Source organism: Streptomyces sp. NPDC006925 (genome assembly GCF_042869575.1).
In the GTDB taxonomy this organism is placed as follows: domain Bacteria; phylum Actinomycetota; class Actinomycetes; order Streptomycetales; family Streptomycetaceae; genus Streptomyces.
In genome coordinates, this window is sequence record NZ_JBIAGB010000009.1 from 213185 (window position 1) to 235233 (window position 22049).

Below are 22049 nucleotides of genomic sequence, written 5' to 3' on the forward strand. Positions count from 1 at the left end.
GGGAGTGCTGCCATGCCGGTGGCGCCCTCGGTGCACAGGACACTGTTAACTGGTATGGCGAGCGGCGAGCAGCAGCATCAGGAGGCATCGGTGGCGGGCGAATCCCCCGACAGGTCGGAGCGGGAGAGGTCGTCGGGGGAGACGACGGGGAGTGGCGGGTCGGTTGCGCGACCCGACGAGACGGCTGAAAAGAAGCCGTCATCGGGCTCCGCAGGGCAGAACGGCGCGGGTACGACGACCCAGGACGCCGCACCCTCGGTGATTCCCTCCCCCGCGCCCCCCGCCGGGGAGCCGGACAGCACGACAGGACCGGACGAGCCGAGCGAGTCGTCCGAGCCTGCGGACGAGTCCGCGGACTCGTCCGCGTCTGCGGGCTCGGAAGGGGTCGCGGCGGGTGATGCCACCGAGCCGGGCGGAACCGGCGACGGGGCGCCCCGCGGCGCGGCTGACGGCGAGGGCTCGCCGCGGGACGGCGATCCGGCGCAGGGCGATGCCAAGGACGAGCGGCTGAAGTCCGCCGTGGCCGCCTGGGTGTCGGGCGACAGCGTTCCGGAACGGACGGACGGCGCCTCTGACGGCACCTCGGACGGAGCGGGCGATGCCCCGGACGGCACCTCGGACGGCGGGGACCGCGGCGCTGTCGGGAGGGCCGGGAAGGCTCCCGACGGCGCTTCTGCCACCGATCTGCCCTACCGGCCGAAGCCGGAGGATGAGACCGCCGCGGACGCCTCCACAGGCACCGCCTCCGGAGCTGAAGCGGACAAGGGTGCCGACGCGGCCGCCCCGGCCCCGCAGGGCGACGCGCCGACCGCCATGTTCGGCGTCGTCCGGCGCAGGGGCGACACCGCTGACAAGAGCGACGACGCCGCGGCCGCCGACCGCGCCGAGCGGCTGACCTCGGCGTTCTTCGGAGCCTCCAAGGGCGCCGGAGAAGCGGCGGACGCCGAGGACGGCGTCAGGACCGACGGGACCGACGGGAGCACCGAGAACGGCGGCCGTGCGAAGGCCGTCGACCAGCCGACCGCGATCTTCCGCGCGCCGGACACGAAGCCGGGCGAGGGCTCCGCCGGTGCCGGGAAGCAGGGAAAGCCGGGTCGGCCCGAGCAGTCCGGAGGAAAGGGTTCGGCTGCCCCCGCGGGCGCCTCCGACCCTCGCGCACGGGGCAGCGAGAACGCCGAGGACAGCAGGGCCGACAAGGACGACAGGGACGACAAGGACGACAGGGACGGCAAGCCCGGCAAGGACGGCGGGGAGGCCCGGCGGGACGGTTCCGCCCGGGGCCGGACCGGCGCCGCGGAGTCGGACGCCGAGCGGACCAGCCAGTTCGTCCCGCTCCGGTCCACGGACGAGCCCCGCACCGCCGCCCAGCCGGCCCCGCCGGAGGCGGGAGCTGCCGTGGCGGCGCCCGGCAGACCGGCGTCGCCTCCGGAGTCCCCCGCCGCCACGACGGCGAACCCGTGGGCGACGGCCTCGGCCGCGCCGCCCGCCGCGGGCGCGTCGGGCACGCAGGCGCCGGCGCCGAGCCCCGCGGAGAGCGAGCCGGAGCGCACTCGGCAGCAGCCGATGCCGGGCAGCCCGGAGGCGGCCGGGAGCGGCGGCCGACAGCAGCCGCTGGACCTGCTGGCGCAGCTCACCAACAGCCCGCCGCCGCCCGAGACCCCGATGCGCACCTTCACCCGCCGGGTGAAGATCTGGACGCCGCTGGTGCTGCTCCTCGCGGTGATCTTCGTCGTTGTCCAGGCGGTGCGCCCGCTGCCGGATCCGGAGCTGTCGATGACGGCTTCCGACACGTACACGTTCGAGGGCTCCGAGCCCGACATGCCCTGGCCCTCCGAGGGGCAGGCGGTGATCGACGTGGACGGTCTCGGCTCGTTCGGCAGCCACGGCAAGCAGAAGCCGGTGCCGATCGCGAGTGTCGCGAAGGTGATGACCGCTTACGTCATACTTCGCGACCACCCGGTCAAGAAGGGGTCGAAGGGCGAGTTGATCCCTGTCGACCAGAAGGCCGAGGACGAGGCGGGGCTGAGCGCGCAGAACGAGTCGACCGTCAAGGTCCAGGCCGGCGACAAGATCACCCAGCGCGAGGCGCTGGACGCCATCATGATCGCCTCCGCGAACAACGTGGCACGGCTGCTGGCGCGCTGGGACGCGGGGTCGGAGAAGGCGTTCGTGAAGAAGATGAACGCCGCCGCCGAGGATCTGGGTATGACCAACTCCCACTACACCGATCCCAGCGGGCTGACCGCCTCGACGGTGAGCACCGCCGCCGACCAGGTCAAGCTGGGCAAGAAGGTGATGGAGAGCCCGCTGTTCCGGGAGGTGGTGCGGCAGCCCTCCTACCAGGACACCAACGGCAAGAAGCAGTCCAACTGGAACAGGCTGGTTCCGATGGACGGTGTCGTGGGCATCAAGACGGGCACGACCACCAAGGCGGGCGGCAACCTGCTGTTCGCGGCGGAGAAGGAGATCGGAGGCACCAAGCAGTTGATCATCGGCGCGGTGCTGGGCCAGTACCAGCCCTCGATCCTGGACACCGTGCTCGCCGCCAGCAAGAAGCTGATCGATGCCGGTCAGGACGCGCTCGCCGCGCGGAAGGTGGTCGAGAAGGGCCAGGTCGTCGGCTATGTGGACGACCAGTTGGGCAATCGGACCCCCGTGGTGGCCACCAAGGACGTGACCGCCGTGGGCTGGCCGGGCCTCAAGGTGAAGCTCGCACTGACCGACAGCGGGAAGACGATCCCGCACGAGGCCGGTCCGGGCGCCAAGGTCGGCAGCCTCACCGCCGGTGACGGTCCGGGTCAGGTCAAGGTGCCCGTCGCGCTGCAGGACGACCTGACGGAGCCCGGGTTCGGGGACAAGCTCGCCCGCGTCGGCTGAACCATTCCGCGCCGCACTGCGTCCCCCGTTCCGGTCGGCATGTCCGGCTCACGGCTCGCCTGAGCCCCCACGCGACTCGCGGCGTATGCGCCGCAGCGCGTGGGGCAGGGGCGAGCGCGGGGGTGTCGTCCGGTAACGTCGTGCGGATCTGAGCCGCACATCCGTACGGGGAGGACTGGGAGAGAGCGCAGTGGCCACTGTGCACCCACCGCGGACGCCGGAGTCGGAGCCTGACCCCGGCGCCGGTGAGATAGCCGGGAGTCCGGGCGTGGACGACGCCACGGGCACCGTTCGCACACCCGTGCCCGGACAGCGCCCGGAACGGAAGCAGTCGGTGCCGAAGGGTGAAGCGGCCGGGAGCGCGGCGGTTGCGAACCGGTCAGCAACCGCCCCGGAGACCTCCGGCGACGGGACGGGCGAGACCTCCGGCGACGGGACGGGCGAGACCTCCGGCGACGGGACGGACGAGACCTCCGGCGAGGGAGCGGGAACGGAGTCCTCCGGCCCCGGAACCGGCGAGCCCTCCGGGACCGGAACGGATCGGTCCTCCGGGCCCGAAGCCGGGACCGGTGGCAAGGAATCCGGAACCGGGATCGGCGGCGAGCAGTCCGGGGCCGGTTCGGGAACGGGCACCGGAGCGGAGGCTCCCGAGAGCGGCCCCCAGAACGGCCCCGAGAACGGCGGCCCCGAGAACGGCACGAAGGCCGCGGCGCCGAGCGGGGGCCGGAAGCGCCACCGCGAAGCCGTCACCCGGCCGCTCCCCGTCGTCGGCATCACGCTGGCCGTCGCGGTGCTCCTCCATCTGCTCTGGCTGTGGTTCCTCGCCAGCGGTGGCGGCGACCTGGCCGCGCAGGACGCCTGGGCCGAGTTCGCGGGCGAGCACCCGGGCTCCGCCTACAACCTTGCCTGGTACGGCGGGCTGCACCCCTTCTCCTACAGCGTCATCTCGCCCTACCTGATGGCCGTCATCGGGGTCCGCACCACGCTGATGATCTCCGGAGTGCTGTCGGCGGGCCTGCTGTCACTGCTGCTCGCCCGCACGGTGCCCCGGCCGCTGGTGCCCTCGCTGTGGGGCGCCTTCGCCTTCGCGTGCAATGCCGCCTCCGGACGGGTCACCTTCGCGCTCGGTGTGCTGTTCGGGCTCGGGGCCGTGGCGGTCGTGTGGACCTGGCCGGCCCGCTGGCGCGGCGGGCGTGCGAGCCGGCCCGCACGGTACACGCGGGCGGCGCTCGCGGTGTTGCTGGCCGCGCTGGCGACGGCGGCCAGCCCGGTCGCCGGGCTGTTCCTGGAGGTGGTGGCGGCCTCGCTGCTGCTGGCCCGCCGCCCCGCTGCGATGTTCGCGGTCGCCCTCCCGCCCCCGGCGGTGGTGGCCTGCTCGGCGCTGCTCTTCCCGTTCACCGGTGTGCAGCCGATGCCCTTCGTTTCGCTGATCTTCCCCGTCCTGGGCGCCGTCGCGGTCGTCCTGCTGGTCCCCAGGACCTGGACGGCGGTGCGGGTCGGGGGCGCCATCTACACCCTGGGCATCGTGCTGACCTGGGCGATCCCCTCGCAGGTCGGCTCCAACGTGGAACGGCTGGGACTGCTGTTCGGCGGCGTGGCGCTGCTGGCGGCCGTGCCGATCGTGGTGGGGCACGGATGGCAGCCCTGGAGGTCCCGCCGCGGACTGGCCATGGCGCTGGCGCTGCTGGTGACGTTCGGCTGGCAGATCGGCAAGCCCACCTGGGACGTACTGCACACCACGCCCGACACCGACTGGTCCCGCGAGCTGGAACCGTTGCTCACCCAGCTCAGGAAAGCGGACGCGGACCGGGCGCGGGTCGAGGTCGTGCCGGTCAACAGCCATCGGGAGGCTTCGGCCCTCGCGCCGTACGTCAACCTGGCCCGCGGCTGGAACCGGCAGGCCGACCTGGAGCGCAACCCGCTCTTCTACGAAGAGGACCTCAGCCCCGAGCGCTACCACGCCTGGCTGCGCCGCTGGGCCGTGCACTACGTCGTCCTCCCCGCCGACCCGCCCGACATCGCCGGGGGCGTCGCCGAGGCCAAGCTGGTGGGGGAGGGCCAGCCGTATCTGAAGGAGATCTGGTCCGACGACAGCTGGCGGCTCTTCCGGGTCAAGGACCCGGTGCCGCTGGTCGACGCCTCCGCATCGGTGGAGCGCGCCGACGCGGAGAGCGTGACCGTACGTGTGCGGGAGAGCGGGCGCGTGCTCGTGCGAGTGCCCTACTCCCCGTGGCTCGGACTCGTCGACGCGGACGGCGACCGGGTGGCGCCGCCCTCCCACGACGGCGAGAACCTCAACGGCTGCCTGCGCAAGGCCGAGCCCACGTTCGGCGGCCCGCCCCCGGAGGGCAAGGACAAGCCGGTCCTGGACACCTGGACGGTGCTGGACGCGCCGCGCCCGGGGGTCTACCGGATCGCGGCCCCCTACAAGCTGCCGCGCGGTACACCGTGCCCCGAGGACGAGGGCGGCGGGGACTCCGGCGGGTGAGGCCCCCAGGTGCCCGAGGCTCCGCGCGGCCGGCAGGGACTTTCAGGACGCTGCCGGGCGCTCGCTCGGGAAGCGCCTGAGCGGCTCCGCGGACTGCTCCTGGCTCGCGGACTGTTCCTCGTCCGCGGGCTGCTCCTCGGGCGGTAGCCTCCCGATGCGGGCGGCCGGTGGAGCCACCGGGGTGCGGGCAGTCGCCGGGGGCGGCCGGCGGATGGGGCTTCCCGGGCGGTCATTCGCCGCCGTAGTGCCGGGTGATGATCTCCAGGACGTGTCCGTCCGGGTCGAGCCAGTAGACGCCGCGGCCCCCGTCGTTGCGGTTGATCTGACCGGGGCGGGTGCGCATGGGGTCGGCGTAGTAGGTGAGTCCGGCCTCCTCGATCCGGCCGAAGACGAGGTCGAACTCCTCCTCGGAGACGAGGAAGGCATAGTGCTGCGGCGCGATCGGGTTCTCCCCCGCGTCGGCGAAGTCGAGCGCCACGTCGTTCGCGGTGACCACCGGCAGGAACGGGCCGAACTGGGGCCGCACCTCCAAGCCCAGCAGGCCGGCGAGGAACTCCGCGGAGCGCTGCTTGTCGCTGGCGTACACGATCGTGTGGTTGAGCTGGACCGGCATCCCGTGTCTCCTCCTGGGTCGGGTATAGGCCTGGGCCCGGCGTCCGGTGCCAGACAGGCCCCTTGCCCGGTACAACTCCGGTGCCGGTGCCGGAATGCCGGGATCCGCCCCGGACCTTGGTCGTAGGACCGCAGGCTCAGCCTCCGTCCGCGTGCCTGCGCCCCTTTCCGTTCTCGTTCCCGTTCCCGTTCCCGTGTCCGTCCGGGCCCGGACCCTCGGACAGCCGACGGACGATCCGGCGCAGCTGTTCGGTGTAGAACTCCCGGAACTCCGGCGACTCCGGGTCCATGCCGAGCACCGAGCGGACCGTCTGCGGGGTCACCGCGGGGGTGGCGACGGCGCCCATCAGCAGCAGGAGGACGGCGCCGGGGTCGAGCTCCTCCGCGATCTCGCCCGCCTGTTTGCGGCGCTCCATGCCCGACAGGTCCTCGCGTTCCGCCTCCGGCTCGGCGCCCGTCAGTCCGGTCCAGGCGGACAGCCGGGGGCCGCGGGGGTCGTCGAGGGCCTGGTGCAGATAGCGCACCATCACCTCGTCCAGCGGTACATCCGGTCGGTTGAACGTCTCCTCGCGCCGGGCCCAGCGCTGGTTCAGGGCGTTCCACAGCCCTTCCTTGCCGCCGAAGTGGTAGGCGATCAACTGCTTGTTGAGTCCCGCCCGGTCGGCGATGTCCTGGACCCGGGCACCGGCGTACCCCTTGGCGGCGAACTCGTCCATCGCCGCGTCCAGCAGCCGTCGGCAGGAGCGCTCAGGGTCGAGCCGGCGCTCCGTGGCGCGTGGCGCGCGGCGCGGGCGGCGGGAGCCGGGCGGGGAGGCGGATTCGTCGCTCACGGGGTCCAGCGTAGCCGCTGCTCCGGACTGGTTCATCTATTCGGTTGACTTCTTCATCCAGTTGGTTGAAGGATGCGAAGCGGGGCCCTCCGCTGCGGCAGCTGCCGCAGCGTGCCCCGTATCGGAAGCCAACGCCGTACGGCCGCCGAGGTGTCGGCAGTGCCGCACGAGCCGTCGAAGCAAGGGGGAACAACATGATTCTGGTAACCGGAGCGACCGGGAATGTCGGCCGACCGCTCGTCGAGCGCCTCATCGCCGAAGGACACAAGGTCCGCGGTCTGACGAGGTCCCCGGACCGCGCCCGGCTGCCCGACGGCGCCGTACCGGTCGCGGCGGACGACCTGGGCGCCGCACTGGACGGCGTCAGCGCCCTCTTCCTGAACCCCGCGGCATTCTGGCGCGGTATCGGCGAACTGCTGCGGCTGGCGGCCGAACGCGGGGTGCGGCGAGTGGTGACCCTGTCCTCGTCCTCGGTCGTGCCGTCCGCCATGCCGCTGGAGCGGGACAACCCCATCGCCGAGCACCACCGGACGATGGAGGCCGAGGTGGAGGAGGCCGCGGCGGCCGCCGGTATGGCGTGGACCCACCTGCGGCCCGGCATGTTCGCCACCAACACCCTCGGGTGGGCGGAGTCCCTGCGGCGGGACGGCGTACTGCGCGCCGCCTACGCCGGTGCACACGCGGCGCCCATCCACGAGGACGACATCGCCGCCGTCGCCGCTCTCGCGCTCACCGGGGAGTTGGCGGGCGACGGCCCCACCCCGGTGCTGACCGGCCCCGAGTCGCTGACCCAGGAGGATCAGCTCCGACTCCTCGCGGAGGCGACCGGACGGAGTCTGCGGTTCGAGGAGATTCCGCACGCGGAGGCACGCGCGGACATGGTCGCCGCCGGTACGCCGGACGAGTTCGCCGACGTCCTGCTCCGATTCGCCGCGCACTCGGTCGACGTACCCGCGAACGTGTCACCGGGCGTCGAGCAGCTCACCGGCGCTCCCGGACGCAGCTTCGCGCAGTGGGCCCGCGACCACGTGGAGGACTTCCGCTGATACGCGCCACCGCCGCCTCGCGCGCGTGGCGCTGCGCCCGGTGGCGGAGGCGGCGGTGTACGAGGCGGATTTCGCGCCGCGGCGGAGGTTTCGCGCCGCGGCGGGGCGTGCGGGCGGAACCCGTGCGGACAGGTGCCGCACGGGTACCGCCGGCCGCCGGTCAGCCCTGGAGGGCGGCGGGGTCCATCCACATGACCTCCCAGATGTGGCCGTCCGGGTCGGTGAAGGAGCGCCCGTACATCGGGCCCTGCTCCATCGGGTCACCGTGCGCCGCCGCCCCGGCCGCCAGAGCGGAGTCCACCAGCGTGTCGACGTCCGCGCGGCTGTCGGCCGACAGGCACACCAGTACCTCACTGGTCCGTGCGGTGTCGGGGATCTCCCGCTGCGAGAAGGACATGAAGAACGGCTCCACCAGCAGCATCACGAAGATGTCGTCGCTCACCACCATGCAGGTGGCGTTCTCGTCCGTGAACTGCGGGTTGAAGGAGAAGCCGCACGCGGTGAAGAACCCGACGCTGCGGTCCAGATCCTTCACCGGCAGGTTGACGAAGATCTTCCGGGACATGGTGTGCCTCTTCTCTGCGCTGCTCCGCGCGTTCAGGCGTCACTCGGCGACGCCCCTCGGATCCGTCCCTCCTCCCGCGGCGGGGTGGAAGGCGCTACACAGGTTGGACGGCGTACGACGGCGGAACTCATCGCAGCCGGGAAAGATTCTTCGCGGGGTTTCCGGAAGCCCGTCCGAGGCTCGCCGGAAGCCCTCCGAAGCCGCCGCCCGCGCGCCCCCGGGTGCTGCTCCTGCGGGCGGCCTGTCGCCGCAGCGCACGCCCCGCCGACGGGGCCGGTCCCCTGTCCCCCCAGGGCCCCCCGTCCCCCCTGTCCGCCTGTCGTCCCGTGCCGGTCCGGCCGTTCAGCGGGTCAGCTCTCCCAGCTCTGCCGGCTTGCCCGTCACCGCCGAGGCGATCATGCGGTTGACCCCGGGCAGTCCGGAGAGCCGCATCGCGGCCCTGCGCAACCGCAGCCAGGTCGGGTTGCCGGGCAGGAACCAGCGCACCCCCTGCAGTGCCACCCGCTGCTTCTCCTCGGCCACCGGGCGCCACATCCGCTCGTACCGCTCCAGGCCCGCGCGCACGTCCCCGTCGGCGGCGGCCAGCTGCGCGGCGAGCACATGCGCACCCGCGACACCCAGTGACGCGCCCTGGCCCGCCAGCAGCGACACCGCGTAGGCGGCGTCACCCACCAGCACCGTCCTGCCGCGGCTCCACCGGGGCAGCACCGTCTGCGCCACGTGGTCGTAGTAGATCTCCGCACTGGGCGGGCACGCGGCCAGCGCCCGCGGGGCCACCCAGCCCAGCGAGCCGTACACCTCGCGCACCGCGCTGCGCGTGTCCTCCGGAAGCGGCGTGGCAGGGTCCACCCGGTGCACGGCGAAGGAGGCGACCTTGCCGTTGCGCAGCGCGTAGAAACCCATCTGGCGGCTTACCGTGTCCGTCAGGCAGAAGCGCCCGGCGACCTGGTCGCGCACCTCCGGGTCGTCGAAGACGAAGGCAGCAGTGTGGAACCCCGGATAGCGCAGGCACCGCTCGTCGGAGCCCGCCTCGCCGAATATCAGGCCGCGCACCGTGGAGTGGATACCGTCCGCGCCCACCAGCAGGTCCGCCTCCCGGACGGTGCCGTCGTCGAGGGTGACCCGTACGCCGTCGTCCTCGTCCACCACGTCCGACACGCTCAGGCCGTACCGCAGCTCCACCTCGGCGGGCAGGTCCTCCCGCAGCGCCAGTTCGAGGTCGGGCCGCATGATGCTGAGCAGCTTGCCGCCGGCCACCTCGGAGAACTGCGCGTAGTCCAGGCCCGCCCGCCGACGGCCCCGCTCGTCCACGAAGGCCGCCTCGCTGATCTGGTAGCCGAGCTCCTTCAGCCGCGGCAGCAGCCCCATCTCCTCGGCGGCGTCGTAGCCGACGCCGAAGAAGTCGATCATGTATCCCTGCTCGCGCGGTCCGCGCGCGTGCTCCACGATCTCCACCTGCCAGCCGTGTGCGGCCAGCCGATGGGCGAGTGCGAGTCCGGCGATTCCCGCGCCGCAGATGACGGCCTTCATGGTGTCTCACTCCCTGGGGTTGTTTCGGTGAGCAGCCGTCGCAGAACCGGGCCGACGGCAGCTGATGTGAGGGCAGGGGAAGCGGGCCGGTGCAGCATCAGCCCGTCGACCGCCGCGAGCAGCAGGGCCGCGGTCTCCTGCGGCTGCGGCACCCCGCTGTCGCTCAACCGGTCGGCCAGCCCGTCGCGGGCGCGGGTGAGCAGCCGCGCCAGTGCGCGCATCAGCTCCTCGTCCCGGGCCGCCGCCAGATAGGTCTCGGTGAACAGCAGCGAGATCGGATCCGTACCGGAGAAGCCGTCCAGCGAGCCCAGCGCGCTGTCCAGCGCCTCCTCGGTCGAGACGGCCGACTCCATGAGCGCGGTGAACTCCCGGACGAACTCTTCGACAGTGCCGAGAGCCGCCTGCTGCAGCAGCGCGTCCAGCGAGGCGAAGTGGTAGTGCACCAGGCCCTGTCCGACCCCGGCACGCTCGGCGACGCCGCGGGTGCTGACTGCCGACCAGCCGCGCTCGGCGATGAGTTCGGCGGCGGCCCGCAGGAGACGTTGCCGCACTTCTCGGCCCCGGTCGGCGGCGGTGGGTGGGGGCGGTGGGGGCGGTGGCATGGGGCTCCTCCCTCGACGGTGGGTGTGCACGGACCGTGGCCCGCTGCGCCGACGCGCGGCCCGCACGGGCCGGGGCCCGCCGCCGTGGCGGAGGCCTCTGCTCGTGCCGATCGCGCATGGCGGCGGGCGCCCCTGGCGCGCCCGCGCGGTTCCCGGGCGTGCGCCCTGGGCAATCAGCTTGGGCGATTGACCAAGGCGTACGACCAAGAGTAGCGCGTACCGCTTCGGAACGCTGCGGGGGTCCGGGGACAGGGGTGTGCCGGGTCGATCGGGAGGAGAGGCGCGGGGAGGCGGGCTGCCGGGGAACCGGCTCGCCGACCGGCTCGCGGACCGGGGTGGGTAGCCGGGCCGGTCGGACGGGGAACCGGGCACCGGGTAACCGACGGGGGTGGGGGAGTCCACGGCCGGAGGGGGCGAGCCGGAGCGACTGTGGTGGGCGCTGCCTCCATCCGGCCGCCTGGGCCGGGCGGAGCAGCCCGGCCCGGTCCCGCCCGGGCCGGAGGGTGCGGCGGGCGGAGTGCGGTGCGGACCGTCGGGCTGCGAGGGCTGTGCCCCCGGTCCCTGGCCTGCGGGAGTCGCCGGGCGCCGTGCCGCTCCGGTCGCTCAGGGCTGCCCGGCCGAGTCTCCGGCCGACCGGGTCGGGCCGTCAGGCCTCCGGTCTCGGCTCGGCTCCTCGGCTCCTCGGCTCCTCGGCTCCTCGGCTCCTCGGTCCCTCGGCAGGCCGGTCCGGCAGTGCGGCCAGGCCCGCCGGTCCGCCGGTCCGGCGCCCCGGCGCCCTGCGCCGCTCGTTCGGCGGGCCGCCCCGGCCCCCCGGAGTCGAACCGACCCGCCCCCGGGGGTCGGGCCGCCGTGCGGAAGTCGGTACGCACGGGCTGCTTCCGGGCGGTGATCCCCGCGGTCAGGGGCGGCCCGCTCCGTCGCCTTCCACCGGAGGGGCCTCTTCCGTTTCCTTCGGGGCCGCTTCACGGGGGCCGGATGCGGCTTCCGTCGTCGCCTCGGCCGCGGCCCTCAGTGCGCACTCCCAGGGGAACGCCTCCGGGCGGCCTTCGCCGGGCGCGTTCGGGGTGAAGCCCTCTGCCCCGTACAGCACCCGAACTCCCGCACGGCTCAGGGACTCCAGGGACCGGGCGAACTGTGGGTGTCGGGCATAGGCCGCGTTCACGCACGGCATCGTCACCAGAGGTATGCCTTTGCCGATCGCCTCGGCGGCGAACCCGACGACGAACTTCTCCGTGAGCCCGAGCGCCCATTGGTTGACGGTGTTGAAGGTCGCGGGTGCCACCACGGCGGCCGTCGGGGGCGGCCAGACGTCGGGCCCACCGGGCACCTTGTAGCGGGAGCGCACCGGATGTCCCGTCTGCTGCTCCAGCTCCGGGAGCTGCTCCGCCAGCCAGTGCGCCGCGGTGGGAGTGAGCCCCAGACACACGTCCCAGCCCGCCCGTTGGGCGCTGCGGACGACTTCGGCGATCCGCAGCACAGGTGGCGCCGCGCAGCCGAGCAGGTACAGGACGCGTGAAGCCATGCCGCATTTCACCACGAACCCAGCAACCAGTGCGGCCGCGCAGCCCGCAACCGCCGCCGCAACAGGCGGCACCCGCCGCCGACCGTGCGCCGCAGCGTGAATCTCACACCGTGGCGCGCTCGTGCAACTCGACTGCACCCGATCGAGTGGTGCTCGCGGCTGAAATCCGCCGCTGCCGCTCACCGTGCGTACGGTTCCGGGGCCATCGAGGAACGGAGTCGCGGATGCGCGGGCAGCAGGAAGAACACGCGGGCGTCCGTATCGCCCACCAGCGCAAGCTGGCCGGGCTGACGCAGCGTGGGCTCGCCGCGCGGCTCCCGTACTCCTACAGCCTGTTACGGCAGGTGGAGGAAGGCCGCAAGAACGCCTCGCCCGACCTGATCTCGGCGGTGGCGCGGGTGCTGCGCATCGACGTGACGGTGCTGACGGGCCAGCCCTACGTCACCGAGCTCCAGCAGGACCGCCTCGCCGCCCTCATCCGCCCGATCCGCGAGGCACTCGACCTGTACGACCTGTACGACCTGCACGACGTGAGCGACGTGAACGACCTCACCGACGCGCACGGACTGCGCGACGCGAGCGGACAGGGTGAACGGACCGGTGTCCTGCCGTCGGCCGAACTCGCCGCACGGGCCGACGACCTGTGCCGCATGGTGCGCGCCACGCAGCTGAGCAAGGCGGCGCACGCCCTGCCGCCCTTCATCGCGGAGGCCACCGCGGCAGCCCACCGGGAGCGCAGCACAGCGCGGTGGCAGACGCTCGGGTCCGCGTACCGCACGGCGCACGACATCGCCACCAAGCTCGGCTTCTACGACCTGGCCACCATCGCGCTCGACCGGCTGGGCTGGGCCGCCGAACGCGGATCGGACCCCCTGCTGGCCGCCGTGCGCCAGTACATGCGCGCACTCTCCTACTTTCGCGAGGGGGAGCACACCATCGGCCTGCGGCTGATCGAGGCGGGGCACAGAGTGCTCTCGGGAGCCGGCGGTGCGGGCAGTGCCGCCTCGGAGGCTCGCGACACCCTCGTCGTACGCGGCCAGTTGCATCTGGGCGCGAGTGTCATCTCCGCCCGCGCACACGACGGCGACGCGGTGGAGAACCATCTGCGCGAGGCGGCCTCCTACGCCGAACGCACCGGAGAGGCCGGGCGGGTGCACTGGCTGAGTTTCGGACCGGCGAACGTGGCTGTGCACGAGGTGTCCGCACAGGTCGAGTTGCGGCGTTACGGGAAGGCACTGGAGAAGTCCCGCGACGTCCGGCTGCCGAACGGCTGGCCGATGTCCCGCAGGGCGCACTTCTACGTGGACCGCGCGCGTGCCGAGATGGAGACGGGCCACTGCGACGCGGCACTGGAGTCCGTGGTGACAGCGCGCAAGCTGGCGCCGGAGCAGACCCGGTACCACCCCGGAGCGCGCGAGACCATCAACGGCCTGGTGGCCCAGCGCCGCCGTACCCCCGATTCGCTGGACAACATGGCCGCGTGGCTCTGCCTGTGACGGACCGGAAAGCGGATGTGTTCATGGCCACGGTGTGCGACGGGAGTGTCACACATTGGTGACACTTTCCGGTCGGTGCTGTCGGCAGAGTGGGCCGCGTCCCCACACATAGAGACATGCGAAGAGCATGAGGAAGTGGATGCGCCCGACAGCGCGGGGACGACCAGCGCCACGCCGTGGTGGCGCGGAAGAGGCCGAAGCCGCTGAAGACGCACAGGAGAAGCCGTGACCGTGTGGTGGCCACTGCCGAAGGGTCTGGATGCCGTGCTGTTACCCGCCGGGGAGTGGTGGGACGCGGTGCGCGTCCCCGCCTACCTGGGGGAGGGGGTGTTGACCCGGCTCGGTTCCGCCTCCGGCGCGGTCATCCGCGACCCCTACGGCAGCAGGCTGTACTGGCTTGTCGAGCCGGAGAGCGCGCAGGGGTGGTCCTTCTGCGAGTTCGCCGCCGTGCAGGTGCTGGGCGAGGCGAGTTGGGTGACGGTGCCGCCCAGCAGCCGCCTGCATCCGCCCGGGCCGCACTGGGCCGTTCCCTGCACCCCGGCCGGTTCCCTGACGCCGACGGCCGCCCTGCACGCCGCCCTGCACGCCACCATCACCCAGAACCTGGGCCCCCGGCCCCGCCCCGCCGCGCCCCAGCAGGCCGCGCCCACGCAGGCCGCGCCGACATGGGAGAGGGGCTGAAGTGTGTCGTGGCAACGGAGAGTCCTGCCGTCCTGCCGCCTGTGCGCACGGCAGGACCTCCCGGACCGGCGCGTCGCCGGACCCCCGAAGAGACGTTCTGCACCCGGTGGACCGGACGCCTGCACCATGGCCCCGGTACAGGCGCGGCCGCGGAGTCAGGCTTCCGGCGCGGCCGCGTGATCAGCCGAGCTTCGCCGCCTGCGCGTCGATGAGGGCGGTCGGCTGCTTGTAGTCCTCGCCCCGGCTGACCGACGCGATGTTGAAGGACGAGAACCCGGCGAGCGTGGTGCCCTGCCGGAAGACCACGACCTTGGTGTCGGCGGCGGAGCCGTCCTGCTTGGTGCCGATCGTCCAGGCGACGGCGTCCTCCCCGGCGGAGATCTTCTCCTCGCTGACCTTGGTGACCTGCTGCTTCTCCCCGTCGGCGGTCATCGTGAAGCCCCCGGCGCATTTCTTGCCGGCCTTCCGCAGCGTGGCGAGCGCCTGCTCGGCCCCGTCGGCGTCGTAGGACCACAGGGAGGTCAGGGTCTTGGTGATGTCGAGCGAGTCGATCGTCGCCTCTTCGGCCTGCTTCTCCGTCATCTCGCCGAGCTCCTCCGTGGAGGGCATGCCCTTCTCGGCGGCCTTGGACTTGTGGACGACGAGCCGCTGCGCGGTCGCCTTCGGGGCGCGAGCGGGCAGGGCCGACAGCGCCTGCGCGACCGGCTTGCACTCGGCCTTCTCGACGGAGACGGAGCCCGGCTCGAACGCCTCGTCCTTGCCCGGCTTCTTCACCTCGTGGTCCTTGAGGTCGTCCTTGGTGACCACGAGCTTCTCCAGCTTGTCGGCGGACAGCGCCTTCGCCGCCGGCTTCTCGGACCCCGCCCCGCCCTTCGCCTTCTTGTCCTCGTCGCTGCCCTCGCCACCACCGCAGGCAGTGGCCAGAAGCGCGAAGGAGACCGCGGAAGCGGTCAGGACCGTACGACGGATAGCGACTCGCACTGTGCATCTCCCTGTGCTCAACGCTCTGTGCTCATGTGCGGCGCAGAGCTCCGCAGAACGAGACCGGCGGCCCCGGCTCGGGGATGCACACTGAGACCGTCTGTATATCCATCTGTATACCGATCAGTTATTCGCCATGGTCGAGGATGTCGCACCGTCGGCCGACGATTCCGGTGCGTGACGGCGGTGCGTGACGGCGGTGCATGACAACCGGGTCTCGGGGCCGCCCGGGCGACCGGGGGGGCTCCGGTCAGGACGGTCCGGCAACGCCGGGAATCCGGCGGTGGGTGTCCGCGAGCAGGTTCCGCATCGCCATGTGGAAGAGCTCGGCCTGGTGGTCGCCGATGAAGGAGGTGTGTCCGAACACCTCCAGGACGACGAGGCCGTGCATGTGCCCCCAGGCGCTGAAGAGGAGAGCGGCCGCAGCAGGCGGCAGCGCGTCCGGACCGCCGAGCGGCAGGCCCTCCAGGAACTCCTGGAGCGGTGGTGGGACGGCGGTGTCAGCCTGCGCCAGTTGCGCTGTCGTGAACCCGCCGAACATCTCGCGCTGGAAGATGTCGCTCATCCTGCGCATCGCCTGGGTGGTCGGACCGTCGGCGGGCGCTGTGTAGTAGCGGAGCGGGGTGCCGTAGAGGAGTTGGAAGCGCTCGGGGTGGTGGATGGCCCACTGCCGATACCCCTCCGCCGCCACGACCATGCGCGGCACTCCGGGCGCGTCCGGCGTGGCGTCGACGGCCTCCTGCACGGCGTCGGCCAAGTCGTCGTACGCCTTGGTGACAAGCGCCGTCACGAGGGCGTCCCGGCTGGGGAAGTAGTGGTAGAGCGCCTGCACGGTCATGCCGAGGCTCCGGGCGACCGCCCGCAGGGACAGGGCTCCGGGGCCTTCTGCCGCGATGTGCGACTCGGCGGCGTCCAGGATCTCCCGAGTGGCGGCGGCCCTGCGCCGCTGGCGCAGGGTGGGCGGGGCTGTGTGTCCGTCTGCGGGCATACAGCGACGGTACGACGCTTCCGGTCGTCGAGGGCCGAGAAGTCGTCGTACTGTGAGGAAAATCTGACAGTGCACACCCCCGGCCGTTCTCACTACCCGGTATGCCTCCCACCGCGCGGCATGAACTGCTGCTCGCGGAGCGGACTTTGAAACCGTGCCGACCGGTCGCGTCGTCCCCCTGTGCACGGAGCGTCGTCGGCCGCTCATGTTCCGGTGAGTGTCATCGCATTGCCGGGCTCGCTCCGAGACGGGCGGCTGATCGAAGCATCTCCTCACCGGTGGGTGGGCAGGTCGGCCCGAGACGGGGGAGAGGGCTGTGGTGCGGGATCAACTCCTGGGGGACCGCTACCGTTTGGTGCGGCGGCTTGGTGAGGGCGGCATGGGCGAGGTCTGGGAGGCGCGGGACGAGACGCTGGACCGGCCGGTCGCCGTCAAGGTGATCTCCTTGCTCGCCGACGGGGGAAGTCGCGGTGGCGAGGCGCGTGCCCGGTTCCTCCGCGAGGCGCGGATCACCGCCCGTCTGCAGCATCCGCACATCGTGACCGTCCACGACCTCGGCGAGAGCGGGCCCGAGAACGGCAATGCCCCGTTCCTGGTGATGGAACTGGTCCGGGTGAGGGACTCGACGCCAAGCTGGGGCAGGGCGCCGTCGCCCGCTTCGCCCTGCTGGCAGCCCTGTTCGTCATCTACGGCGCATCGGTCACGATCTCCATCATCGGTGACTACGGCGGGTTCGGGGGCTGGCTGGAGTTCTGTGGTGCGTCCACAGGCGCTCTGGCGGGCCTCCTGGCGCTGGCCACGGTTCTCACCGACCGAACGGGACGCTGGATCCGCGGGACGGGCCACGCGTTCGTGGGGCTCACTTCCGTCGCACTATTCGACACGGCGTTGGTCGTGACAGGCGTCCGTGCCGGCGTCACGCCGTACATCGCTTTCGGCAACCCGGTGCCGGCCACTGCCAGGGTCGCCGTACTGGCCGTCGTCGTCTACCGCACTCGCGACAGGGCGACCCGCCGCGCACGCACAGCCGATGCCCCGTACCGGGAGACGGGCGAGCCGACCGAAGCGCCGCGGAACCCGGAGACGGCCGGACCCGCTGCCACACCACCGGACACGACCCGGCCGCCGACCGCGGAGGCCGCGGACACGTCCGGACCGGTCGAACCGGAGACCGGGAAGCTCCGGGAGCACTTCCCCGGAGCAGCGCCGCGGACGAAGAGACTCCCGGAGTCCCCGCCGAATCCGAGGATCACGGGGAGGACGGCAGCCGTGACGGCCGGTGCGGTGCTGCTCGCGTGCGCCACCGTCGTCAGCACCGTCTACGTCACGCGAGACGACAACGGTCTCGACGGCGTCTCCGCGTTCGGAACGCCCAGCCCGTCGGCGACTCCGGTCAGATTCACCTCCATCCCGGACATCTGCGGGAACCTGTCGGACAAGTCGTTCCTGGACACCCTCATCGGACTACCGGCGCCCGGCCGACTCCAAGACGACCGACACCGAGCGGGAGTGCGGCTGGACGACCGAGTCGTCCGCACCGTCCGGCATCGTGGACTCCCATCTCATGATCACGGCACACAAGTTCGCCACCACGGAGAGCGCCGAATCCTCTATGCGCAAGCAGCGCGATCTGGGCACCGGATTCGACGGGTCGAAGATGTCCGAACTCGGAAAGCCCGGCGAATTCGGAGACGAGGCCATCATCGAGGTGTACGAACAAGACGAGAAGACACTTGGTGGTGAGACGTACCTCAGCATCAACATCACCACGATCACCTTCCGCGCCGGAAACCTCCGTGTGCATCTCGTCTACAGCCGCAGCCGTGACGCAGACGGCGAGCCGGGACACGTCCTACACCCGCCGAGGAGCCGTGCTGGCCGCCCGCAGCGCGGCCTCGTCCCTGAACGATTGACGCGGTGCGGGGAGATGGCGCTCGGCAAGTCCCAGGGCTGTGCGCGGTGTTCCCCGGCCGCATGTGGTCCGACGTGAACGCCCCCGGGCAGAGGCCCGGTCCGGCCGGCCCTCCAGCGGATTGACCGCAGGCCTGCTCAGACCACTCGGCGGTCGTACCCAGGTCTGATCCCGCAGTTCACCTCTGGGCCCGACGCGCCGCAGGAGCGGGTGAGGGCATCGTCAGCAGCATGAGAGCGACGAGGTTCATGGGGGCCTCGGCCGCGACGATCGGTGCCCGACCGCGTGACGTGCTGCCTGTGGCGCGGCGGGAGGGAACGGGCTTCCCAGGACGCTGGGTGGGCGGGGCGGCCATGGTGCTCGGCCCGCTGCTTGACGCCGGCCGGAGCGTTGCTGCGAGCCCGCTTCCCGTTGTGCGCCGCGTGTTCCCACAGCGCCGAGGAACGGCGGCCGAAGAGCCATCGACCGCCGTTCCCCTTCTTGCCGGGCTGCTCACCGGGTGCGGAGGGCGGGGGTGCTGGGGGAGGCCGCCCCGCCCTCCGCACCGGTCCGGCCGGTGTCAGCCGGAGATCTCCTTGCGGCCGCTTCCGACGCCGACGGAGATCTTGCGGGGCTTGGCGCGCTCGGCGATCGGGATGCGCAGGGTGAGCACGCCCGCGTCGTAGTCGGCCTGGATGCGCTCGGTGTCGAGGGTGTCGGCGAGCGTGATCTGCCGGGAGAAGACGCCCAGCGGCCGTTCCGCGAGTTCCATCTGCACGTCGTCGGGCTTCGCCACGGGCCGGCGCTCGGCCTTGACGGTCAGCATGTTGCGTTCGACGTCGATGTCGATCGCGTCCGCGCTGACACCGGGCACATCGAAGGCCACGACGTACTCGTCGCCCTCGCGGTAGGCGTCCATCGGCATCGGGGACGGCCGGGACCAGGTCCCCGGGCCCACCAGGTGCTGCGCCAGCCGGTCCAGCTCGCGGAAGGGGTCAGTGCGCATCAACATCGTGAAAACACCTCCAGAGGGTCGGGCAGTAACTGCCAATGCGCCTCACTGCCATTGTTGTAACATGTCATCCAGGCGTTGACAAGCAGGATGTCAACGACACGATGACCAGTCGAGGGAGGCCCGTGACCGCAGCAGACCAGCCGCCCGCAACCAGCACCGACGCCCACAGTCCGGCGTCGTTCCTCGCTGCCGCGGCGGCCCTCAACGCCATAGACGACGCCCTGCACACCGCCCAGCACGAGATGCCTGACAGTCCCGGCGCCGGGCCGGAACCGGAGCAGGCCCTGGCCTCCCTGCTGCTGCTCCGGCAGGTGCGCGAACAGCTCGCCGAATGGGAGACCGGCCTGATCGAAACCGCTCGCGACGCGGGCGCCAGCTGGGCCGACCTCGCCCAACCCCTCGGTGTCACCAGTCGCCAGGCCGCCGAACGCCGCTACCTGCGCGGCCGCCCCGGCCCCGTCGGCACCACCGGTGAACAGCGCATCACCGCCACCCGCCAGGCCCGTGCCGCCAAGCGCACCACCACCGCGTGGGCCCGCCACAACGCAGCCGGCCTGCGCCGCCTCGCCGGCCAGATCACCGCCCTCACCGACCTGCCCACGTCAGCCCGCCACCCGCTCGACGAACTCCATGCGGCCCTCGCCTGCAACGACCCCACCGAACTCATCGCCCCCTTGGCCGCCACCCGCCCCCACCTGACCGCGGCCCACCCCGACCTCGCCGCCCAACTCGACACCCTCACTCCCCCCTGACCCGCGCCCGCTGCACCGCAACGCCAACCGGATCGACCTCCGCCTCGGGGAACGAGCCGCCGACGCGCTGCACCCTGCCCGCCCGGTGCCCGCAAGTGCATCCAGCGCGCGGCTTTTCCGGGCCGGTGGCGCTTTCCCTGCCGTAGCGGAGCCCCGCTGCTCGTGCTGTTCCGGCTCTCGACGGCCTGAAGTCCAGCGTCTCCCCGGCGGCAGGCCGGGCCGAGTCGACGCGAGTGAAGACACGACCCTCGGCCGTACCGCACCAGGGCCGTAGCGCTGTTTCGCTTCGCGTCCGACAAACCAGCCGATGCGAACCGGGCGCGTATCGGGTCGTGATCGGTGTGCGCCACACCTTCGGGGCGGGTACGCGCCCGGGGCGCGGGGCCCAGTGCTCCGCGGCTGCGCCGAGAGGACCGCAGGCAGACGGCGGCGGGGCCCCAAGGGGCCCGGCCGGGTGCCCGTCGGGACGCTGCGTCAGTCCACCGGGAGCCGGTCCACCAGCAGCTCCACCCTCGACTCGGGGCCCTCCGGCGGCAGCCGTCCGGACCGCGTCAGGGTCGCCACCCCGTGCAGGGACGCCCAGAACACCTCGGTGAACAGACCTGGCGCGATGCCGTCACCGGCGACCTCGCCGAGGCACTCCAGCAGCGCGGCGAAGGCGTCCTTGAGGGGTTCGGGGGTGTCCTCCTGCGCGTACGCGAGCCCGCCGTCGAGCTGGAAGATGGCGTCGTAGACCGCCGGGTTGCGTTCGGCGAAGTCGAGATAGGCGCGGGCGAGGGAGCGGACCCGGGCGCGCGGGCCGTCCGCGGTGGCGGTCGCGGCTCGCACCGCCGCGGCCATCTCGGTGGAGCCCTGCAGGGCGACGGCGCCGATGATCTCCCGTTTGCCGCGGAAGTGGCTGTAGAGGACGGGCTGGCTGTACTCGATGCGCTCGGCGAGCCGGCGGGTGGTGACCGCCTCCCAGCCCTGCTGCTCGGCGAGTTCGCGGGCCGTCGCCACGATGAGGCGCTCGCGTTCTGCCCGTTCGCGTTCCTTGCGTTCCTGTACCGACATGATTCGAGCCTAGCACCGCTAGACAAGCGAGCGACAGAAGGTCTAGCGTTGACTCTCCAGCTAGCAACACTAGATGTCGAGAGGGTCATCATGCTCAACGCACTCGAGGTCGTCACCACCGTGGTCGTCGGTGTGATGGTGGGGGTGGAGTTCTCCGTCGCCTTCATCATGAACCGGATTCTCAACGCCCTCCCGGAGGACAGCGGTCAGCTCGGCCACGCCCACGGGGGCCGGATGCTCGGTGCCGTGATGCCGGTCTGGTACATCGGCTCGCTCGTCCTCGTCGCCATCTGGGCTGCCGCCGGATGGCACCACCACGGCACCGGCCTCGTCGTCACCGCCGGCGCGCTACTGGCCCTGAGCGTGGCCATGTCGATCCTGCTGCTCGTTCCGATCAACAACCGGAACCGGACCTGGACCCCCGACAACCGGCCCGCCGACTGGAAGCAGCAGCTGAACCGCTGGGAGCGCTGGCACTACGCTCGCGTCGCCGTCATCATCGCCGCCTTCGCCCTGCTGGTCACCGCCCTCACCTGAACCCACGGGCCCACCAGCCGCCGGCACCCAGCCGTGCGCCCCGAAGCGTGGCACCCCACCACCCCGGGTCGCTGACACCGACAACCTGGAACTTTCGCCGGTCCGCGCCGCCGTCGCCGACCTCACACCCGAGCACACCCCGCCGACCACGAGGACCGACCTCCTCCTGGACAGGAACAGCAGCGCTCGCAGCTCGGTCTCGTGTCACCCGACGGGAGACCGAGCTCTTGGCTGGAAGACCCGGCGGCCACTGCCAAGGTGCCGCCCAACGTGCTGCTTTCGGCGCTCTGTGCCGCCTCCCACGAGCAGTTGATGACACGCAACGTCGCCAGTCCGGTCGAGCCGCCGCCGTGTCACCAACCCCCGGGGGCGGAGCCCCTGAACGCTGGACGAGACGCTGGTCCTCCTGGGTGTCGCCGGCAAGATCCGCCCCGCGCAGCGTTCGTCCTGGCTGTCCCGATGGCCTGCGGCGAGGCGAGATCGTCGGGTCTGGCCGGCAAGACGTGTACGTGGAGAACCGCGTCCCCCGTTGCTCCCTGCATCGTGGAGATCCTCGGGCACTACCAGACCAGCATCAGTGGCG

The 22049-nt window shown here is 72.1% G+C and carries 19 protein-coding genes; 9 read left to right on the top strand and 10 right to left on the bottom strand.

Annotated elements, in window-relative coordinates; genetic code table 11:
* The first annotated feature begins 12 nt into the window (after nt 1–12).
* Entirely contained in the window at nt 13–2877 is a 2865-nt protein-coding gene (locus ACFYNS_RS15510) for a serine hydrolase (protein ID WP_388603208.1), read from the top strand.
* Between the two features lie 334 nt (nt 2878–3211).
* On the top strand, nt 3212–5365 hold the full coding sequence (locus tag ACFYNS_RS15515; RefSeq protein WP_388603211.1) for an MFS transporter: 2154 nt from the start codon (nt 3212–3214) through the stop codon (nt 5363–5365).
* A gap of 229 nt (nt 5366–5594) precedes the next feature.
* Here the strand turns inward: ACFYNS_RS15515 and ACFYNS_RS15520 are convergent, their stop codons facing one another.
* On the bottom strand, nt 5595–5978 hold the full coding sequence (locus ACFYNS_RS15520; RefSeq protein WP_360294484.1) for a VOC family protein: 384 nt from the start codon (nt 5976–5978) through the stop codon (nt 5595–5597).
* A gap of 136 nt (nt 5979–6114) precedes the next feature.
* Nucleotides 6115–6807 carry a TetR family transcriptional regulator gene (locus ACFYNS_RS15525; protein ID WP_360294481.1) on the bottom strand — a complete coding sequence of 231 codons (693 nt, stop codon included), beginning with the start codon at nt 6805–6807 and terminating at the stop codon, nt 6115–6117.
* A gap of 194 nt (nt 6808–7001) precedes the next feature.
* On the opposite strand from ACFYNS_RS15525, the gene ACFYNS_RS15530 reads away from it, so the two are divergent.
* The gene (locus tag ACFYNS_RS15530) at nt 7002–7853 is read left to right on the top strand and encodes an NAD(P)H-binding protein (RefSeq protein WP_360294478.1); all 852 of its coding nucleotides are present in this window, start codon (nt 7002–7004) and stop codon (nt 7851–7853) included.
* Between the two features lie 160 nt (nt 7854–8013).
* Here the strand turns inward: ACFYNS_RS15530 and ACFYNS_RS15535 are convergent, their stop codons facing one another.
* The 4 genes from ACFYNS_RS15535 to ACFYNS_RS15550 all read right to left on the bottom strand — a co-directional run bounded on the left by ACFYNS_RS15535 (nt 8014) and on the right by ACFYNS_RS15550 (nt 12072).
* Nucleotides 8014–8418, bottom strand: a complete 405-nt coding sequence (locus tag ACFYNS_RS15535; protein WP_360294475.1) for a VOC family protein — start codon at nt 8416–8418, stop codon at nt 8014–8016.
* Between the two features lie 342 nt (nt 8419–8760).
* Nucleotides 8761–9948: an FAD-dependent monooxygenase gene (locus tag ACFYNS_RS15540; protein ID WP_360294472.1), complete on the bottom strand. Its 1188-nt coding sequence runs from the start codon at nt 9946–9948 to the stop codon at nt 8761–8763.
* Nucleotides 9945–10550, bottom strand: a complete 606-nt coding sequence (locus tag ACFYNS_RS15545) for a TetR/AcrR family transcriptional regulator (RefSeq protein ID WP_388603216.1) — start codon at nt 10548–10550, stop codon at nt 9945–9947. The genes ACFYNS_RS15540 and ACFYNS_RS15545 overlap by 4 nt, the downstream gene beginning before the upstream one ends.
* 898 nt (nt 10551–11448) lie before the next feature.
* On the bottom strand, nt 11449–12072 hold the full coding sequence (locus tag ACFYNS_RS15550) for a flavoprotein (protein WP_388603218.1): 624 nt from the start codon (nt 12070–12072) through the stop codon (nt 11449–11451).
* Between the two features lie 224 nt (nt 12073–12296).
* On the opposite strand from ACFYNS_RS15550, the gene ACFYNS_RS15555 reads away from it, so the two are divergent.
* A complete protein-coding gene (locus ACFYNS_RS15555) occupies nt 12297–13568 on the top strand; it encodes a helix-turn-helix domain-containing protein (protein ID WP_388603219.1) in 1272 nt (423 codons plus the stop codon).
* Between the two features lie 225 nt (nt 13569–13793).
* On the top strand, nt 13794–14249 hold the full coding sequence (locus ACFYNS_RS15560) for a hypothetical protein (RefSeq protein ID WP_360294639.1): 456 nt from the start codon (nt 13794–13796) through the stop codon (nt 14247–14249).
* Nucleotides 14250–14429: 180 nt separating this feature from the next.
* Here ACFYNS_RS15560 and ACFYNS_RS15565 read toward each other — a convergent pair whose 3' ends face one another.
* A complete protein-coding gene (locus ACFYNS_RS15565; protein WP_388603221.1) occupies nt 14430–15230 on the bottom strand; it encodes a hypothetical protein in 801 nt (266 codons plus the stop codon).
* A 250-nt stretch (nt 15231–15480) separates the two neighbouring features.
* Nucleotides 15481–16218 carry a TetR/AcrR family transcriptional regulator gene (locus ACFYNS_RS15570; RefSeq protein WP_388603222.1) on the bottom strand — a complete coding sequence of 246 codons (738 nt, stop codon included), beginning with the start codon at nt 16216–16218 and terminating at the stop codon, nt 15481–15483.
* A gap of 379 nt (nt 16219–16597) precedes the next feature.
* On the opposite strand from ACFYNS_RS15570, the gene ACFYNS_RS15575 reads away from it, so the two are divergent.
* Nucleotides 16598–17116 (top strand): hypothetical protein, encoded by a 519-nt coding sequence (locus ACFYNS_RS15575; RefSeq protein WP_388603280.1) that lies wholly within the window; start codon nt 16598–16600, stop codon nt 17114–17116.
* Nucleotides 17117–17767: 651 nt separating this feature from the next.
* Nucleotides 17768–18208: a hypothetical protein gene (locus tag ACFYNS_RS15580; RefSeq protein ID WP_388603224.1), complete on the top strand. Its 441-nt coding sequence runs from the start codon at nt 17768–17770 to the stop codon at nt 18206–18208.
* A 481-nt stretch (nt 18209–18689) separates the two neighbouring features.
* Here ACFYNS_RS15580 and ACFYNS_RS15585 read toward each other — a convergent pair whose 3' ends face one another.
* The gene (locus ACFYNS_RS15585) at nt 18690–19121 is read right to left on the bottom strand and encodes an Hsp20/alpha crystallin family protein (RefSeq protein WP_360294651.1); all 432 of its coding nucleotides are present in this window, start codon (nt 19119–19121) and stop codon (nt 18690–18692) included.
* Between the two features lie 125 nt (nt 19122–19246).
* Between ACFYNS_RS15585 and ACFYNS_RS15590 the strand changes: the two genes are divergently transcribed.
* Nucleotides 19247–19876: a type III effector protein gene (locus ACFYNS_RS15590; RefSeq protein WP_360294654.1), complete on the top strand. Its 630-nt coding sequence runs from the start codon at nt 19247–19249 to the stop codon at nt 19874–19876.
* Nucleotides 19877–20350: 474 nt separating this feature from the next.
* Here ACFYNS_RS15590 and ACFYNS_RS15595 read toward each other — a convergent pair whose 3' ends face one another.
* Nucleotides 20351–20929 carry a TetR/AcrR family transcriptional regulator gene (locus tag ACFYNS_RS15595; RefSeq protein ID WP_388603227.1) on the bottom strand — a complete coding sequence of 193 codons (579 nt, stop codon included), beginning with the start codon at nt 20927–20929 and terminating at the stop codon, nt 20351–20353.
* Between the two features lie 90 nt (nt 20930–21019).
* On the opposite strand from ACFYNS_RS15595, the gene ACFYNS_RS15600 reads away from it, so the two are divergent.
* Nucleotides 21020–21466, top strand: coding sequence for a DUF1772 domain-containing protein (locus ACFYNS_RS15600; protein ID WP_360294660.1), 447 nt, complete (start codon nt 21020–21022; stop codon nt 21464–21466).
* The last annotated feature ends 583 nt before the right edge of the window (nt 21467–22049 follow it).

Bases quoted from the DNA above. Each gene is read 5' to 3' on its own strand.
- ACFYNS_RS15545 (WP_388603216.1), bottom strand. From the start codon at position 10,550: ATGCCACCGCCCCCACCGCCCCCACCCACCGCCGCCGACCGGGGCCGA.
- ACFYNS_RS15570 (WP_388603222.1), bottom strand. From the start codon at position 16,218: ATGCCCGCAGACGGACACACAGCCCCGCCCACCCTGCGCCAGCGGCGC.
- ACFYNS_RS15595 (WP_388603227.1), bottom strand. From the start codon at position 20,929: ATGTCGGTACAGGAACGCAAGGAACGCGAACGGGCAGAACGCGAGCGC.
- ACFYNS_RS15600 (WP_360294660.1), top strand. From the start codon at position 21,020: ATGCTCAACGCACTCGAGGTCGTCACCACCGTGGTCGTCGGTGTGATG.
- ACFYNS_RS15520 (WP_360294484.1), bottom strand. From the start codon at position 5,978: ATGCCGGTCCAGCTCAACCACACGATCGTGTACGCCAGCGACAAGCAG.
- ACFYNS_RS15510 (WP_388603208.1), top strand. From the start codon at position 13: ATGCCGGTGGCGCCCTCGGTGCACAGGACACTGTTAACTGGTATGGCG.
- ACFYNS_RS15530 (WP_360294478.1), top strand. From the start codon at position 7,002: ATGATTCTGGTAACCGGAGCGACCGGGAATGTCGGCCGACCGCTCGTC.
- ACFYNS_RS15540 (WP_360294472.1), bottom strand. From the start codon at position 9,948: ATGAAGGCCGTCATCTGCGGCGCGGGAATCGCCGGACTCGCACTCGCC.
- ACFYNS_RS15550 (WP_388603218.1), bottom strand. From the start codon at position 12,072: ATGGCTTCACGCGTCCTGTACCTGCTCGGCTGCGCGGCGCCACCTGTG.
- ACFYNS_RS15585 (WP_360294651.1), bottom strand. From the start codon at position 19,121: ATGTTGATGCGCACTGACCCCTTCCGCGAGCTGGACCGGCTGGCGCAG.
- ACFYNS_RS15575 (WP_388603280.1), top strand. From the start codon at position 16,598: ATGGGCGAGGTCTGGGAGGCGCGGGACGAGACGCTGGACCGGCCGGTC.
- ACFYNS_RS15535 (WP_360294475.1), bottom strand. From the start codon at position 8,418: ATGTCCCGGAAGATCTTCGTCAACCTGCCGGTGAAGGATCTGGACCGC.
- ACFYNS_RS15555 (WP_388603219.1), top strand. From the start codon at position 12,297: ATGCGCGGGCAGCAGGAAGAACACGCGGGCGTCCGTATCGCCCACCAG.